The 16,154-nt window shown below is 37.7% G+C and carries 9 protein-coding genes; 3 read left to right on the forward strand and 6 right to left on the reverse strand.

The window, feature by feature from the left end:
* Positions 1-319: 319 nt before the first annotated feature.
* The 3 genes from B5X51_RS11285 to B5X51_RS11295 form a co-directional block, all read right to left on the reverse strand.
* Positions 320-4,273: an AsmA family protein gene (locus tag B5X51_RS11285; protein WP_079721288.1), complete on the reverse strand. Its 3,954-nt coding sequence runs from the start codon at positions 4,271-4,273 to the stop codon at positions 320-322.
* Between the two features lie 505 nt (positions 4,274-4,778).
* Positions 4,779-7,061 carry a DUF2357 domain-containing protein gene (locus B5X51_RS11290; protein WP_079721289.1) on the reverse strand — a complete coding sequence of 761 codons (2,283 nt, stop codon included), beginning with the start codon at positions 7,059-7,061 and terminating at the stop codon, positions 4,779-4,781.
* Positions 7,061-8,920 carry an MrcB family domain-containing protein gene (locus tag B5X51_RS11295; protein WP_079721290.1) on the reverse strand — a complete coding sequence of 620 codons (1,860 nt, stop codon included), beginning with the start codon at positions 8,918-8,920 and terminating at the stop codon, positions 7,061-7,063. Before B5X51_RS11295 ends, B5X51_RS11290 begins: the two co-directional genes overlap by 1 nt.
* 185 nt (positions 8,921-9,105) lie before the next feature.
* Here B5X51_RS11295 and yaaA point away from each other — a divergent pair, with 185 nt between their 5' ends.
* The 3 genes from yaaA to B5X51_RS11310 all read left to right on the forward strand — a co-directional run bounded on the left by yaaA (position 9,106) and on the right by B5X51_RS11310 (position 14,714).
* Positions 9,106-9,867, forward strand: coding sequence for a peroxide stress protein YaaA (gene yaaA / locus B5X51_RS11300; RefSeq protein WP_079721291.1), 762 nt, complete (start codon positions 9,106-9,108; stop codon positions 9,865-9,867).
* A gap of 447 nt (positions 9,868-10,314) precedes the next feature.
* Complete coding sequence (locus tag B5X51_RS11305; RefSeq protein WP_079721292.1) at positions 10,315-13,764, forward strand: pyruvate carboxylase; 3,450 nt, start codon at positions 10,315-10,317, stop codon at positions 13,762-13,764.
* 290 nt (positions 13,765-14,054) lie between these two features.
* Positions 14,055-14,714 carry a uracil-DNA glycosylase family protein gene (locus B5X51_RS11310; RefSeq protein ID WP_079721293.1) on the forward strand — a complete coding sequence of 220 codons (660 nt, stop codon included), beginning with the start codon at positions 14,055-14,057 and terminating at the stop codon, positions 14,712-14,714.
* Between the two features lie 241 nt (positions 14,715-14,955).
* Here the strand turns inward: B5X51_RS11310 and B5X51_RS11315 are convergent, their stop codons facing one another.
* The 3 genes from B5X51_RS11315 to trpA form a co-directional block, all read right to left on the reverse strand.
* On the reverse strand, positions 14,956-15,090 hold the full coding sequence (locus B5X51_RS11315; protein WP_070054019.1) for a 30S ribosomal protein THX: 135 nt from the start codon (positions 15,088-15,090) through the stop codon (positions 14,956-14,958).
* Positions 15,091-15,093: 3 nt separating this feature from the next.
* Entirely contained in the window at positions 15,094-15,237 is a 144-nt protein-coding gene (locus B5X51_RS15935) for a hypothetical protein (RefSeq protein WP_176132755.1), read from the reverse strand.
* Between the two features lie 79 nt (positions 15,238-15,316).
* On the reverse strand, positions 15,317-16,084 hold the full coding sequence (trpA, locus tag B5X51_RS11320) for a tryptophan synthase subunit alpha (protein ID WP_079721294.1): 768 nt from the start codon (positions 16,082-16,084) through the stop codon (positions 15,317-15,319).
* Positions 16,085-16,154 lie beyond the last annotated feature (70 nt).

Here is a 16,154-nt window from a genome sequence, read left to right on the forward strand (position 1 = left end):
CCTAAGCTTTTAAATTATTATTACCCTTAAAATTACAGGTTTCATTGGATATTTCCTTCCAATATAAAACTACTTTATAAAGCTCTCTCCACAACTTCTGCATAAAGCCTATAATATCTGGATCTACATCCTTTTTTCGCCTAACGAAAATTACTTGTTGAATTGAGTCAGCATTTTATGAGAACTAAATCCCTCACTCTTCTCCGGCCTGCTAACTTTCTTTAAACCAGCATTAAAACTTACCAGCAAAACCACCCATTTAAAACAGGAGAATTACTTCTCACAAACACTATACAGATCCTGTGCATTATTAGCCTGATCAATTCTCTTTACTTTTCTCAAGCTTCCTGTTCCCGAGTCTGAATTTGGTCTTTAGCTTATGCTTACCAGCCTTTTCACTTTCTTTATCCTGTATGATCTGTAAATAGAATTTCACCCCTGATTCGTCGAAGGAGATCTTTTCCGGTAATTTGGTCCCGTCGCGACTTTTAAGGATATTATTCCAGGGCAGGGAGATCCAGATATTATAATACTCTCCAATTTTAGATTCTCCTTCTACGAAGAAATGCAGGGCAGAAGACTGTATCTGCGTGCGCGGGATATTTATATTGCCATTGGTCACTTTAATAGTTTGCCTGATGGGCCTAAACTGTAATTTCTCAAAACGCTCTTCCTTTAAAAGCACCACGCTTTCTATAATGGGGTCAAATTCATATAAAGCAAGACTGGTAAGATCCAGGTCTAAAGTACCGTTAAGGGAATTCATTTCCAGCGAATCCTGCCCATTGAATTTTCCGCTTAGATCCAATTTCAGGTCCAGATTGCCACTTATTTTTTTAGCCTTTCGCAGCTCTATATAATTAAAGTAATCCAGGTCTTTGACCAGTTTTCCCAGGTCTATATTTTCAATTTTCATGGCTATCTTCACCGGCAGATCTTCCGGGTCTCCAACTCCGGCTTCGATCATTAGCGCTATACTACCGCCAGAATACTGAAGTTCTGTATCTGATATTCTTATCGCGCCCGCATTGTTAAAGCCAATGCCGGAAGTGAAATCTGAAACCTCCAGATCATTATATATCAAAGAATCGATCTCTATACTGGCCGAGGGAAAATAGGAGTTATTGATGTTGCTAAGAAGGTCCTTTAGATCCTGTACTTTAAATTCCTGTTTTTTAGAAGTATCTATTTTCTTCGTGGTGATTCCAAGGAATTTTTTTATATCCCAGCTATCCAGATAGGGCGACTTTATAATAAAAGAAGATCGATGTGAATCCACCGCCTGGTCATTATTGATGAAATTAGAGAAATTGTCTATCTCCCCGGTGATATCTATAGCGCTTTTCCCGGGCAGGTTTACATCCAGCTTTTCCAGCGAAGCAAGATTGTTCTTTATCTCCAGGTGCAGGCTGTCTACCGGGATCTGAATATCTGTACCTTCAATATCTACCAGGGTAGTGCCCAGTATTAGGTCTCCCCGGGCGTTTGAATTCAGGATATTAAGATCCTTTGCCTCGCCCTGGTAACTTCCGTTGAACTTAAAATCACCCGATCTCAACGTGAAATTCACCGTTTGTAAGAGCTCATTAAGATCTTTGGACTTACCTTTAGCTTCTGCTGAAAATTCAAAACTAAAGGGATTTTCATCAGCCTCAGGATCATGGAGTTTATGAGCTGCCAATTCCCCCCTGATAAGGGCTTCAGAATCCTGATACCTAATGCTTAAATCATCAAGCTTAAGGATAGAGTCATTCTCAAAATATACTTTTGCGTCCAGTTCCCTTGAGACCAGGTCCTTGTATTTTATGGAATCTACGGCGATTTTGAACTCCGGGTCAAAATGGTAGATATCGGCAAATATGGCGGCCAGATCACGGTTTTTCAGAGGCTTATTAAGTGTGTCTGGTTCTATGGAGTGTAAGGTATGCAACCATTCATCCATGTCTACATACGCCGCATCCAGAGCTACAAAAATTTTGCCCTTGCCTGGGACGCTATCCAGCAGGAATTCTGGAAATTCCTCTACGTAGCCTTGCAGCGCAAAAGGGTGATGTTCATCTATTTCTACTACAAAGTTCTTTAGCCTGATGTTAGAATCATGCACGGCCACGCTCAGGGAGTCCAGCTGAATATCCATATCTGCTTTAGGATAATAGAATTTTGTATTTGTAAGCTTAAGATCACCATTGGCGTTATTCAGGAGTTGTTCGAATTCTTGAATATTTCCGGTTACATTTCCCAGGAAACTAAAGTCCCCTGTCTTAATATCCAGCAATTGAATATTGAAAAGCTCCTGGAAAACCTTAACAGGCCCCGATGATCTTGCTTCCACATTAAGAAAAACGGGCTCCCGAACTGCATTGTTCGGTTCCGGGATCTTCAGGTTTCCTTGTAACTTGGTAAACGCGTCATTAAAATTAAAACTTAAGTTGTTCAAGTGTATAGTCTCGGCATTTAATAGCCTAATATCTGCCAGGAGATCATTAAACTGGTTCTCATTGTATTCCACCGTTTTTAGATCCAGTTTAAAGCGGGGCTGAAATTTTTTATAGAGCGCTTCAAAGCTATCATGCAGGGTGTTTAAATTATTAGCTGATTTTTCTGAAGGCGGAATAAATTCCATGGCAGTGGCAATGAGATCATTGATGTTCAGTTTTTCAGAATCGAGCCTTACATCTGCAGAAGCGGGAATTACAGGATCGCTGCCCAGAAGTGAGGCAGCATTATCTATTGTTCCCTTAAATACCAGCTGTTCTCCGTTGGGCAGGCTTATTTTAAGCTGCTCCAAAACCGAATTCTTATTATTCAGTTGAAGGTCTATGATCTCCACGGGTAGCTGAAGATTATTTTTTCGCAGCACCACCCGGGTATTTTTTAAAGTGAAATTTCCAGTAGCATAGTTGAAGACTTCCGCAAGATCGGGAATATCACCTTCAATATGAGTGTTCAGAACAAAGTTACCGCCAAGGAAATCAAAATTTTCGGTTTGCATAAGCCTGGTCAGGCTTTCGTTAGAGCCGGACATATTTAGATTGGCATTTACAAAATTCAAAGCTTCTTCTGAAGACTGAAAGTAAGAATCGAATGCTGAAATATTAATATCCTCCACATTGGCTGATATATCTTCAAAGAAGATCTTGATATCCTGCCGGGCCGGTTCCTGTTTATCCAGGCTATCTCCTTTTTTTAAGGTATTGGTTAGATAGCCGTTGAAGTTGAATCCACTTAACTGCAGACTATCACCAATTTTCAGCTTGTTATTAAGACTCGAAAAATCGGCATCGATATAAGGGATATCACCATACTGAAATTCACCGCTGAGACTGAGCTTTGTTTCCAGGGGTTCTAATATTTCATAAGTTAAAAGTTTTGCGGAAATACTATCTGGCAATAAGCCCCTGAGCTCCTGAAAATCGGTTTCAGGATTATGAAGCGAAAAGCTATAGGCATTGATCCCTTTAAAATTAAGATCGGCTTTGGTAGTGAAGGTCTGGGATCCAATTTCAAGCAGAAATTTGGGAATAGTAAGCATGGTCTTTTCCCCGTTCAATACAAATTTGGGATTACCGCTAACAAGAGACCCATTAATAAAACTTCCTTTTCTGGTATTGAAGCCGAGAGCCTTCACCAGTATATTAAAATCCAGACTTCCTATAATCTTTTCATTGTTGCTTCTTATCTTTCCCATTGCCTGCTGTACCTCTAAATTGAAATACTTATTCAGCATAGAATCTTTAGAGATAAAACTTATTTCCCGTAAACTGAAATTTGTTCTTTTAGGATCTACCCACCCGGGAAGCTCTATCCCGTTATTGGGATGAGCCTGTTTTTGCTTTTTTAACCCGATATATTCATCGACAGATCTTTCAGAGATAACTTCTGAATATATTTCTGCTTTATAAATATCTATATTTTTGAACTGAAGATCTCCGCTTAAAAGATCGGTAGCAGCGATACTTACCTGGGCCTCCTTTATGAAAATGGAAGATCTTTTATCGAGGATGGTGTCGAAACTGGTCTGGTAAATGTCCTTAATGCTAAAACTTACATTCGGAAATCCCTTTAGAAAAGTAGTATTCACCTCTCCAATTTCCAGCGTACCATTGTTGTTGTCATTATACCATTCCTGCAGTTCATCTATAAGCAGGTCCCTGTTAAACCATCCTATGGTAAACAAAAGTGTGGGTGCTAGTAGGACTATAGCCAAAGCGATACCTGCCCGCCGGAGCCATTTGGAATCTGATCTTTTATTTCCTCGGGTTTCGTTTTTCACTTAATAAGCTGGTATGTTCATTATCCGGTAAAAGTAATACTTCTATGATTCCGTTAGCTTTTCAAAATATACTAAAAATCAAATAACACCGGCCTAACCGGTGCTATTTTATAAAAAGTGATCCAAACTTAATACCTGTATCCTTTTCAAGTTTAAATCTTACCAGTTACAGGTTCTTATTTCTCCTGTAAAAATTAGATCATAAACTGCCCTTTTTTTAAGGTCCATCTTTTTTCTATTGGAATCTCGTCACTACGGTTAATGGTAATGCAGAATGAATAGGAGAAAGAGCATAAAAATTATTGGGGCGTTCCCCTAACGGGTCGGGCTTTACGTTGCAATCTTTTTGCTAGATAATCGAGATTTAATATTTCGGGCTTTGTTTTTAAATTGAGCTCAACTCAGATTAAGATCCTGGTTCCTCGCAAAAAGGATTTCCACTGCAATCCCTAACGCAAAAAAACTTATGTAAAAGATATAAAAACTAGCCAGTTCTGCTGATACTTTATGAATTTATTGTATTCATTAATTCTGTCAAAGTTGAAGTAAAGGGTTTGAAGGATTCTCTTCCTCTTTTATAATTTTTGAGTTTTGAAAATTTCCAGTCAAGGTTTTTGAATTCTTCATCCTCTACAGGAGCAATTTCTACGACCAGGTAATTTTTCCCTTTGCCTGAATCTTTAAATGGATATCCAAGTTGATGTAATCTGGTTCCGGAATATACTTTCGGACCTCTACTATTAATTTTAAATAATTTACCTGAAACTATTTCATTGAAAGTATGGATTAAAAGATATTTGGCAGATACAGTTTGCTGATCAAGGATAATAGAACCTCTCTCGGAATCCATTCTAAAATTATATAATCCCGTTTCTTCAATCCATTCTAAATGTGCGAGAGATTTATAACCTCCGATTAATACAAAGGTTTCATCCGGAATAAAGTTTCTATTTTTTCCATAAGCCTCGGGGATAGATTCTTTCAGATTATTTGGTTTCTTTTTATGGATATCAAAAGTGCGAAAAGCCATATTTTCACGTTGAGAAGCTCGATTTAAGAAATGATCTAATACATCTAAAATAAAAACTTTCAAATCTGAAGTGCCATTATCCGTCTTATTTGGGCGCACGGGAAACGCTCCTAGCCCAGGTATCAATTCGTGGAATCCTTTCTCAGTTAGTTTTTCCTCGCCCGGATAAAGTACATAAGCTCCTCCAGTACGTCTTATTGCATCCTTATAGGTATGCATTTTAAATAAATCGGCATTTTTATATTTACCTTTCCTTTCCTCTTTCTTTTCCGAGCTTAATAAATCCTCATTACTCCCTATATTTTCTGCATCTATAATTTCTATTAACTTTTCAATCTTATATTTTGCATCAAAATGTAAGTGGACAATCAGCTCTTCATTTTCTGCTTGATCTTCATTTATTTCCTCCGGCCAAATGGACAATGTATAATCAGGTCTCATCGATTTAGTCCAACTGCCACTTTTAGGAAATTTCTTTTTACCACTAAACGTTCGATTAAAACTGAATTTAATATTTAGGTTTCTCGTTCCGCTTTTATAAACCCCTTTTAAAGCCGTATGCCTTCCTTGCCTGAGCTGCAGGCCTAATCCGTCGTTCGTTTTTTTGATTAATTGAGATGTTTCTTTTCCTTTAATGTCAAATATTTCACTGATCATATCCAGTAAAGTGAAAAACAACCAATATTCATATAAAGTAGCTACATCTCTTTTATTGGCCTTATAAACATCTTCACCACCCTTCCAAACTAATTTAGCAGCTAGATCAAACATTAACCAAGATCTTAAGACCTCTCTATAGCCTTCTTTTCTTTGAAGAACCGGGCTGTTTAACTTTAAAGTGTGAGGACGAGAAATCTCTTGAAAGAATGAATGACTAAGCTGATTTTCTATATTTTCACTTAAAGCCTCAACTTCCTTAAATAATCTAGTCCCAGTTTTGATATTCGAGATTATTGTAGAGCATAACTTTAGATAGGTTTGCAAGGCGTGTTTGATAAATCTGTTCTCAGGAGTATCAACAGTATCTATTTTTCTTGTTGTCTCTATCCGGGTGGGCATGGAGTTTAATCCTCTTTTGGAAAGTGGATGATTTAGAGGGAGTTTTGCTCTCGGATTTCGATTTATTAATTGTCTCAATTCCGAATTTTTGAAACGTCTTATTTTTCTGCTATCAGTAGTCTCTAACTCCTCCATCCATGTAGTCGAGGGGAATGTAATTATCCTATAAATAGATTCTTTAAATTCGTCGGAGTTGATAATAGATTTAATAAATGCAAACCTTTGATAAATGGTACCTTCATTTTCATTTGAAAAATCTGCCTCAAAATTATGGCTTACGGGCGAATTTGCTTGCATTAGCAAATCGGTACATTTATCTGTAATAGCTTCTAACATAAACCGATAATCCTCCCTATAACTAGCCTTTACCGATTGTACCTCTATACCAACAGACCCTACTTCTATATCGAAGGATTTAAAAATATTTAGCTCTAATGTTCCAGTATAAATGTTTGGCGTAAGCCGGCCTTCACTGGAGGAAAAAGGAGAAGGTTCAACAACTTCAGATGGCTCAAAACAATATTCCTTTTTAGAAAAACGGTAATGATAAAACCGGCCTTCCATTATTTGATAAGGTGCTTCGCCATTGTACTGCGCATCAGTATAATAAAATAAAGGGTTTGAATTGTTTCCCACTACTTCAAGGGAAAGCCCGTCCTGGATATGATCTAAGGGTATATTTAATTTATTATCTTGCATTAAGCTTCAGCATAACTTGCAAAACCGTGGTCAATAGCACCTTTGTACATTCTCTTTATCTTTTCCAGAGATAATGGATATTTTACAACTTTAGATGACAAATCAAAATCGGAATTTTCAAAAACCTCAGTTTCGATATTCAGCTCCTTTTCAATACAAAAAGAACCAAGGGTAATCAACACCGGACATAACTTCCGTCTGGAGCCGTGAAGTTTAGGAAGTAATTTCTGCATAATGGCGATATCCAGCTTCTCATCTTCAGTCAAACTGTCATTTATTGTTTGTAATTGATAATAAAGTGTACTTATCTCAGAAGCCGTCCGATATCCAAATTCAGCCCCCGTTTTTTTAAGTTCATTAAAGAATTTTAACAATGTGGCTTTGAGGTTTTCATCAAATCCAGCTTTCTTTTTCCTAGAAATATCTAAAAAGCTTTGGGCCATATTTGCTCCCTGGCCCTTAAGCCCATTTAAATTTAAAGGAATAAAGTCGTTGAAAAAATCCTCTAACTCTTTTTCTGAGACTCTAAATTCGATTGTATTTGCTCTGTCTAAAACTTTAGGACTAAACATATAAGTAGTCTCGTCAATGTTTACAGTGCCAATTATAAATAAATTGGAAGGAAGTGTTATCTTAGGAGGCACTCCATTTTTTTCTTCATGCCCATTATGGAGAGATATATCTTCATCCGATTCCATTGCACTCAAAAATTCCGCAAAGTATCTTTCCACATGACTTAAGTTCATTTCATCCAGAATTAGAAAATATGGTAGATCAGAATTGCTCATAGCGTCCTTTATAAGATTTAAAACACCATTTTCTGGATTAACATAATCATTATCATCCAAAGCATTTGGGTAACCAAGAAGAGGTTCCTTATTGGTCCAATCTGCACCAACTGGAACGATGCAGTATTGACTATCATATTTGCAAATCCATTGAGCGTAGGCTTGCGCTAATTTTGTTTTACCTGAACCGGATAAACCAGTAAGTATAACGAATGGTTTTGTGCATAATGAGGCAATAAATCGTACAATCAATTTATTATTAAATATTAAACCTGCTGTTTTTGAATTCTTCTTAAATGTTTGATAATCAAATTTTACACTATCTTCCGTAACCAACCTGTCTATAGGTATTGAATTAGAATTTAGTGATTTATAGACTTCAATTAATTTATCTAAATCACGGTTTAATTTTTCCTCTGTTGGTAAATTATCAGTATCGTATGCCTTGTACACGAAAGAGTCACCATATCGACGTGGTTTTTCTAAATTGTTTTCTTTGAAATAGGAGTTAATTGTATTTAAATCATTTTCTCCATCCCACTTTCTTTTAGATTTTTTTGTTTCACTTTTTCCATAAATAAGGATTAATTTCTTTTGTTTTTTAAATAAAAGATAACCAGGATAAATTCCATCCATAACAGTATCATGAGGACCTAAGAAAGCAATCCAAGGTATCAAGGCTTGGTTTCCTTTTCCAAAACTTACCTTAACCTTTAACCCTTTATATCTCTTTTTATAATCTCCGTAACTTAAATTATCAGTTTTACTTTGATCTAAAAATCGCAATAATTCTGAAGCGAATTCTTCCTTTTTTTCAATAATTTCAAAACCTTCTGTTTTTAAAATTTTAAAAGCATCTGTGCCTTTACCTCCAGTAAAGGTGGACCTATCCAATTCATTTCCGTTCGCAAATAAGTTAGCGTAAGAAACTACAAGTTTAGGAGGATAATAATTTCCCTCGTATTCCACATCATAAGTAGAAGAATGACCATTTGCAGGAATTCCTTCTTGATCTATTTTATCGAAAGCTTTTAATAAATGTTCTTTGGTTAAGTTGGAAGGTATACTCATTAGTAGAATTAGTTAAACATCCCAATTTAACATTTAATTCAGAAACCAAAAAAGGGTTTTCCGTAAAGCGATAAAATTTTATCAACCGCAATAACTCATAACTATTCTTCCATAAAAAACTAATAAAACGCGGCTTTCCTGTTTTCTATGCTTTCACTTATATTTGGGATAAAAACCACTTGAATATGAAAATTGTTGTTTCTCCGGCCAAAAGCCTGGATTACGAATCTAAATTACCTACCACTCGCGGCACACAGCCCGCTTTTTTGGAAACCACCGCCAAGCTTAATCGCAAGATGGCGAGAATGACCAAGAATGAGATTTCAGAATTAATGAGCATCAGCGATAAGCTCGCCGATCTTAATTATACCCGCTTCCAGGATTTCGAGGAAGAACATAACAAAAAGAATTCCCGCCCCGCGATGTATGCTTTTGCCGGCGATGTTTACACAGGCCTGGATGCCTATACCATTCCCACCGAAAAACTGGATCGCCTGCAGGATAGCTTGCGCATCCTTTCCGGACTTTACGGTATATTAAAACCGCTAGACTTGATGCAACCTTATCGTTTAGAAATGGGGACTTCGGTAGGTATTGAGCGTAAAGACAGCCTTTATGAAATTTGGCAACCAAAGCTTAGCAAATTGCTAAATGAAGAAATGGAAAAAGGTGAACTTTTTATTAACCTGGCCAGCAACGAATATTTTAAAGCTATAGATACCAAAAAACTAAAAGCTGAGGTGATCTCGCCAGTTTTTAAAGATTTCAAAAACGGAAAATTAAAGATTATCAGTTTTTACGCTAAGAAAGCTCGTGGATCAATGGTGCGGTATATTATAGACAAAGATGTAAATACGCTGGAAGATCTCAAAGGTTTCGATTATATGGATTACCGCTTCAGCGAAGAACACACCGAAAAAGAAAATGAGCCGGTGTTTATTAGGTAGTTTTTTAGTGAAGAGTGAGGAGTGAGGAGTCTCCTTACCGTCATCGCGAGGGAGGGACGAGCGCGGCGATCTTTTGTAGTGAAGAGGTAAGAGAAGAGAGAAAAGAATAAAGAGGCAGAAATCAGGATATTTTTTTAAAACCCACAGCCGACAACTCACGACTGACAACCGAGAACCCACAACTATTCCGGAACAGATTGCCACGTCCTGCTATCGCAGTCCTCGCAATGACGCGCGACCCAAAACAATAAACCCCAAACAACAAACGAAAAACACAGAAAACCGATAACCGATAACCCACAACCCACAACTGATAACTGATAACCGACAACCGATAACTGAAAAAAACTTTTATATAAAATTTAGCATAATAGATATCCAATACTTCTGAATGTTTTAATAGTTTACAGCAACAACTAATTATTGCTAACTAACCTAACCAAAAACATGAAGATTCAAAAAGTATTAGTAGCCAATCGAGGGGAAATCGCGATTCGAATTTTTAGAGCCTGCACCGAAATAGGAATTAGAACTGTAGGTATTTTTACCTTTGAAGATCGCTACTCCCTGCACCGCTATAAGGCCGATGAATCTTACCAAATAGGCCCCGATAAGGAACCCTTAAAACCTTACCTGGATATAGATGCGATAATCAATACTGCAAAAGAGGTAGGTGCCGATGCTATCCATCCCGGTTACGGTTTTCTCTCTGAAAACGCCGATTTTGCACAAGCCTGTAAAGACAACAATATTATCTTTATTGGGCCCGAGGTTTCGGTATTAAAGAGTCTGGGCGATAAAGTTACCGCGAAAACAGTAGCGGTAAAGAATAATGTTCCGGTGATTCAGAGTAACGAAAAAGATCTGGAAAGCCTGGATATTGCCATAGAAGAAGCCGACCGAATAGGCTATCCTATTATGCTGAAAGCTGCCAGCGGTGGTGGAGGTCGTGGGATGCGAGTACTTAGAGAAGAAGCTGAATTGAGAAAGGCTTTTTCAGAATCTAAACGCGAAGCGTTGAATGCCTTTGGGGACGATACCGTTTTTATTGAAAAATTCATTGAGAATCCTAAGCATATTGAGATCCAGATCGTGGGAGATAACCACGGGAATATGGTGCACCTTTTTGAGCGGGATTGCTCGGTGCAACGCCGCTATCAAAAGGTGATCGAGTTTGCCCCTTCGTATAACCTTAACCAAACCACCAAGGAGAAACTTTATGAGTATGCCGTGAATATTTGTAAAGCGGTGAATTATAATAATATTGGGACGGTAGAATTTCTGGTAGATCACGATGGTAGTATTTACTTTATTGAAGTGAATCCCAGGATTCAGGTAGAGCACACTGTTACCGAAGTTGTAACGGGAATAGATCTGGTTAAAGCGCAGTTGTTTATTGCCGGTGGATATAAACTAAGCGACGAGCAGATAAAAATTAAAGATCAGGCTTCGCTAAGCACTAACGGTTTTGCACTGCAATGTAGAATTACTACCGAAGATCCCGCCAACGATTTTCAACCCGATTATGGTACCATTACCACTTATAGAAGTGCTTCCGGATTTGGGATTAGGCTGGACGCCGGTAGTTTGTATCAGGGTGTGACCATCTCGCCTTTCTTTGATTCAATGTTGGTAAAAGTTTCTTCTAGCGGAAGAACTTTAGATGGTGCCTGCCGTAAAATGCGACGTGCTTTAGCTGAATTCAGAATTAGGGGCGTAAAAACTAATATTCCGTTTTTGGATAATATTCTTCAGCATGAAAAATTCAGGGAGGGAAGCGTAACCGTGAATTTTATCGCCAATAATCCCGATCTATTTAAACTGAAAGAAACCCGAAACCGTGCAACCAGGATGGTCGAATTTTTGGGTGATGTGGTGGTAAACGGAAATCCTGATGTAAAGGAAATAATAAAAAAACCTAAACTAATTAAAGCCGATGTTCCTGCTTTTGATCGCCATGCAGCATATCCAAAAGGAACCAAAGATCTGCTTACCGAGCTTGGCCCAGAAAAGTTTGCTGAATGGTTAAAGAATGAAAAGAAAATTCATTTTACCGATACTACTTTTAGAGATGCACATCAAAGTTTGCTCGCCACCAGGATGCGAAGTACAGATATGCTAAAAGTGGCAGAAGGTTTTGCTAAAAATCATCCCGAAACTTTTAGTATGGAAGTTTGGGGAGGTGCTACTTTTGATGTTTGTCTTCGGTTTTTAAAGGAAAATCCCTGGGAGCGTTTGCAACTACTGCGGAAAGCAATGCCAAATATCTTACTGCAAATGCTAATGCGAGGTTCCAACGGTGTAGGCTATACCGCTTATCCCGATAATTTGATCGAAAAATTTGTAGCTGAAGCCTGGGAAAACGGGGTGGACATTTTTAGGATTTTCGATTCTTTAAACTGGATGAAATCCATCGCGCCCTGTATAGAGTACGTGCGTAAAAATACTTCCGGACTTGCTGAAGCTTCTATTTGTTATACCGGCGATATACTTGACAAAAACAGTAAGTATAATTTGGAATATTATCTTCAGCTGGCGAAAGATATTGAAAACGCAGGTGCACATATTTTAGCGATAAAAGATATGGCCGGGCTGCTAAAACCTTACGCCGCCGGCGAGCTGGTTTCTGCGTTAAAAGCAGAAATCAATATTCCGGTACATTTGCATACTCACGATACTTCTTCCATACAATCGGCTACTTATTTGAAAGCCATAGAGGCGGGGGTAGATGTGGTAGATGTGGCTCTAGGTGGTCTCTCGGGACTTACCTCACAGCCTAATTTTAATTCCCTGGTGGAAATGACAAAATCTGGCGAGCGTAAAGCCGATTTCAATATGGAGAAACTCAATGAGTATTCGCATTATTGGGAAGCGGTAAGAAAGTATTATTTCCCGTTTGAAAGCGGTCTTAAAGCCGGTACTGCCGATGTTTATAAACACGAAATTCCCGGCGGGCAATATTCTAACCTTAAACCTCAAGCCGAATCTTTAGGCCTGGCTTCCAGGTTTCACGAGATCACCGCGATGTATTCTAAAGTGAATAAGCTCTTTGGCGATATTATTAAGGTAACACCAAGTAGTAAGGTGGTGGGCGATATGGCGCAGTACCTGGTGAGTAATAACTTGAGTATTGAAGATGTGATGGAGAAGGGAGAAAACCTCTCCTTCCCACAGTCGGTAGTGAATTTCTTCAAAGGTGATCTAGGTCAGCCTCACGGCGGTTTTCCTGCTGAGGTGCAAAGGATCATTTTAAAAGATCAAAAACCTTATACCGACAGGCCTAATGCACATTTAGAACCCATAGATTTTGAAAAAGAATTTAAGGAATTCTGTGATATTTTTAAAGAAGGAATGGGCCGAAAATTGGAAATGACCGATTTCCTTTCGTATAAATTATACCCAAAAGTATTTACCGAATATTTTAATCATTATAGAAAATTCGGGGAAGTAATGAATATTCCTACTCCTAATTTTTTCTACGGAATGCAACCCGGAGAGGAGATTACCGTTGAAATGGATAAAGGAAAAACCCTTCTTATCGAATTCTTATCGGTGGGAACTGCAGATGAAGACGGACTCGTAGACGCTTTCTTTAAAGTAAATGGCCAGACCAGAACGGTGAAAATTCAGGATAAATCGGTCAAAGTTGAAAAAGTGGTTCATCAAAAGGTCGATAAATCGGACGATAAGGAAGTGGGCGCACCTATACAAGGATCTATTTCTTCAATTTTAGTCGAAAAAGGTCAGAAGGTGAAAAAGAACGAACCGTTATTTGTGATTGAAGCAATGAAAATGGAAACCACTATCACTGCGAATAAAGAGGGCGAAATCAATGAAATAATTCATAAAGAAGGCACTATGGTATTTGCTAATGATTTGGTAATAAAGCTAAAATAAATTATAACTATACTCGGCCTATCGAAAATTTAACGTCAGATTTGAAGCGAAAACCACGTAAAATTTTAGGCTATTTGAGCCAAACGGATTTTTGAAGTTTAATCTATTACGCTGGCGAGTTCCTAAAATTTAGTGGTTGAGCAATAAATCTAGTTGAAGTTTCGTAAGCCTAGACTTTTTTGTTTCTTTTTTGGGCAATGCAAAAAAGAAAAAGTAAGACAATTTTTTATTTTAAATATTTAGTATAGACACGACAAACAACAAACCCAAAACAAAAAACACGAAGCGACATGTTTCACCACACGCATCCATTTAAACCTTTTATTCCGGAAAATGCTACAAAACTAATTGTAGGAACATTACCGCCACCAAGGTTTACCAAAGGGGAATTTAAGGAAGGAGACGTTAATTTTTGTTACGGCAGTCGCGACGGACTTTTATGGATCGTGCTCGATAATATTTTTGAATTGGATCTTAAATTTGAAACTACGGAAGCTGCTATAAAGCAACGCAAAGATTTTCTTGAAAAAAGAGGAATTGGTATCTGCGATATGGTAGAAAGCAGTAAGAGGGAAAAGGTAGATGCTTCCGATCTTGGGATGCAGGAAGTAGAACTTAGGGATATGGTAGGGATTTTAGAAGAAAACCCGAATATAGAAACCCTGCTCTTTACCGGCGGAAATTCCAAAAATGGCCCTGAGTATTTTTTTAGAAGACATTTAAAGGAAATTGAAAGTGATATAAAATTAAAAGTTATCTCTAATGAGGTGCCTAGAATTCACCAGTTTGTTCTGGATGGCAGGCTTATAAAAACGGTTTCTCTAACCGCACCATCCGGTTCGGCTAATCGTGCTATTGGCAGTATGGAACTCTATAAACAACTTAAACAAAAAGATAAAGATTTCAATACGATAGATTTTAGGGTAATGCAGTATAGGGAGTGGTTTTGAATTTTAAGACTTTAACGTCTTGGTTTACGGAAGCTTCATGATGGTTCTAAAATTTTCACTTTAATTGCTCTCGTCATGCTGAACTCGTTTCAGCATCTAACATGAACTTAGGCCCCGAAATGAATTCAGGGTGACGAACTTATATATTTGGTAGATACAATAAGTTTAGAAAAAACAAAAACCCTGAATCTAAAAGCATAAACTTTCAAATCCAGGGTTTCCAGACGTAGTCAACTTACAACTACTGTAATTCTTTCTTTTCCTGTTCGGCCATCGTGGTTGGTTTTACCTTAAACTTTTTTCGTTTAGGGCGTAATTTCCCATGAGTGCCTATTGCAATTTTTCCTCGTTTCGTTTTCTTATCTCCACGTCCCATTAATTACTTTTTGTTTTGTTGGTCTTTTATGGTTTTCTCGTCAATATCAACCTTGTTGGTCTGTTTATCAGTTTTCCCGGTTGGATTGGTTGGATTCGTCTGATCTTTGTCTCTTTTTCTTTTATTATCTTCAATTGGTCCTCCCATAACTGTAACATTTTTCGGTTCAATCACTAAGATAAGAAATGAGAACCTAAAAAGCTCCCAAGAGCATGTTAGAATTAGGTTAAACCGGCCTGATGTTTTTTACAAAGTCAGCTATATTATCTTTTCCATTTGCATTAAGGTGCTTAATAAACGCCGATCCAATAATGGCGCCTTTTGCAAATTCAGTAGCCTGATTAAAGGTCTCTTCGTCGCTAATTCCAAAACCTACAATTTGCGGATTTTCAAGTTTCATGGCTGAAATTCTTTTGAAATAATCCCTGGTTTCTTCACTGAAGCCTGAGGTAGAACCGGTAACACTCGCGGTACTTACCATATAAATAAATCCGTTAGAAACTGAATCTATAAATCGAATACGCTCTTCGGAAGTTTGCGGGGTGATTAGAAAAATATTCTGAAGCCCGTTTTCCTCGAAAATCGATTTATATTCTTCATTATAAACATCTACCGGAAGATCTGGTATTATAAGTCCGTCAATTCCCGTTTCAGCGCATTTTTTACAGAATTTTTCTACCCCATATTGAAGAATTGGATTAAAATATCCCATAATAACTAATGGGATTTCCACAGAATCTCTAATTCCTTTAAGCTGTTCGAAGAGTTTATTTGTGGTCATTCCACTTTTTAGCGCTTTGGTAGAACTCTCCTGAATTGTTGGGCCATCGGCCAGGGGATCACTAAAAGGCAAACCGATTTCTATGAAATCGACCCCGTTCTTTTCTAAATCCTGAATAATGGAAACTGTATCTTCGGGTTCCGGATAACCAGCCGTAAAATAGATAGAAAGCATCTTTTGCTCTTCCTGAAGTTTTTTATTTATTCTGTTCATTTTCTATAATCTTAAAAATCGTCATTCTGAATTCATTTCAGAATCTAAGTTGTTTTCAATTTTTTCGTCA

It is taken from the genome of Salegentibacter holothuriorum, assembly GCF_900168045.1.
Taxonomy (GTDB): domain Bacteria; phylum Bacteroidota; class Bacteroidia; order Flavobacteriales; family Flavobacteriaceae; genus Salegentibacter; species Salegentibacter holothuriorum.

Excerpts from the sequence above, each read along its gene's own strand:
- B5X51_RS11290 (WP_079721289.1), bottom strand. The coding sequence starts at position 7,061 with ATGCAAGATAATAAATTAAATATACCCTTAGATCATATCCAGGACGGG.
- B5X51_RS11295 (WP_079721290.1), bottom strand. The coding sequence starts at position 8,920 with ATGAGTATACCTTCCAACTTAACCAAAGAACATTTATTAAAAGCTTTC.
- yaaA (WP_079721291.1), top strand. The coding sequence starts at position 9,106 with ATGAAAATTGTTGTTTCTCCGGCCAAAAGCCTGGATTACGAATCTAAA.
- B5X51_RS11305 (WP_079721292.1), top strand. The coding sequence starts at position 10,315 with ATGAAGATTCAAAAAGTATTAGTAGCCAATCGAGGGGAAATCGCGATT.
- B5X51_RS11310 (WP_079721293.1), top strand. The coding sequence starts at position 14,055 with ATGTTTCACCACACGCATCCATTTAAACCTTTTATTCCGGAAAATGCT.
- B5X51_RS11315 (WP_070054019.1), bottom strand. The coding sequence starts at position 15,090 with ATGGGACGTGGAGATAAGAAAACGAAACGAGGAAAAATTGCAATAGGC.
- B5X51_RS15935 (WP_176132755.1), bottom strand. The coding sequence starts at position 15,237 with ATGGGAGGACCAATTGAAGATAATAAAAGAAAAAGAGACAAAGATCAG.
- trpA (WP_079721294.1), bottom strand. The coding sequence starts at position 16,084 with ATGAACAGAATAAATAAAAAACTTCAGGAAGAGCAAAAGATGCTTTCT.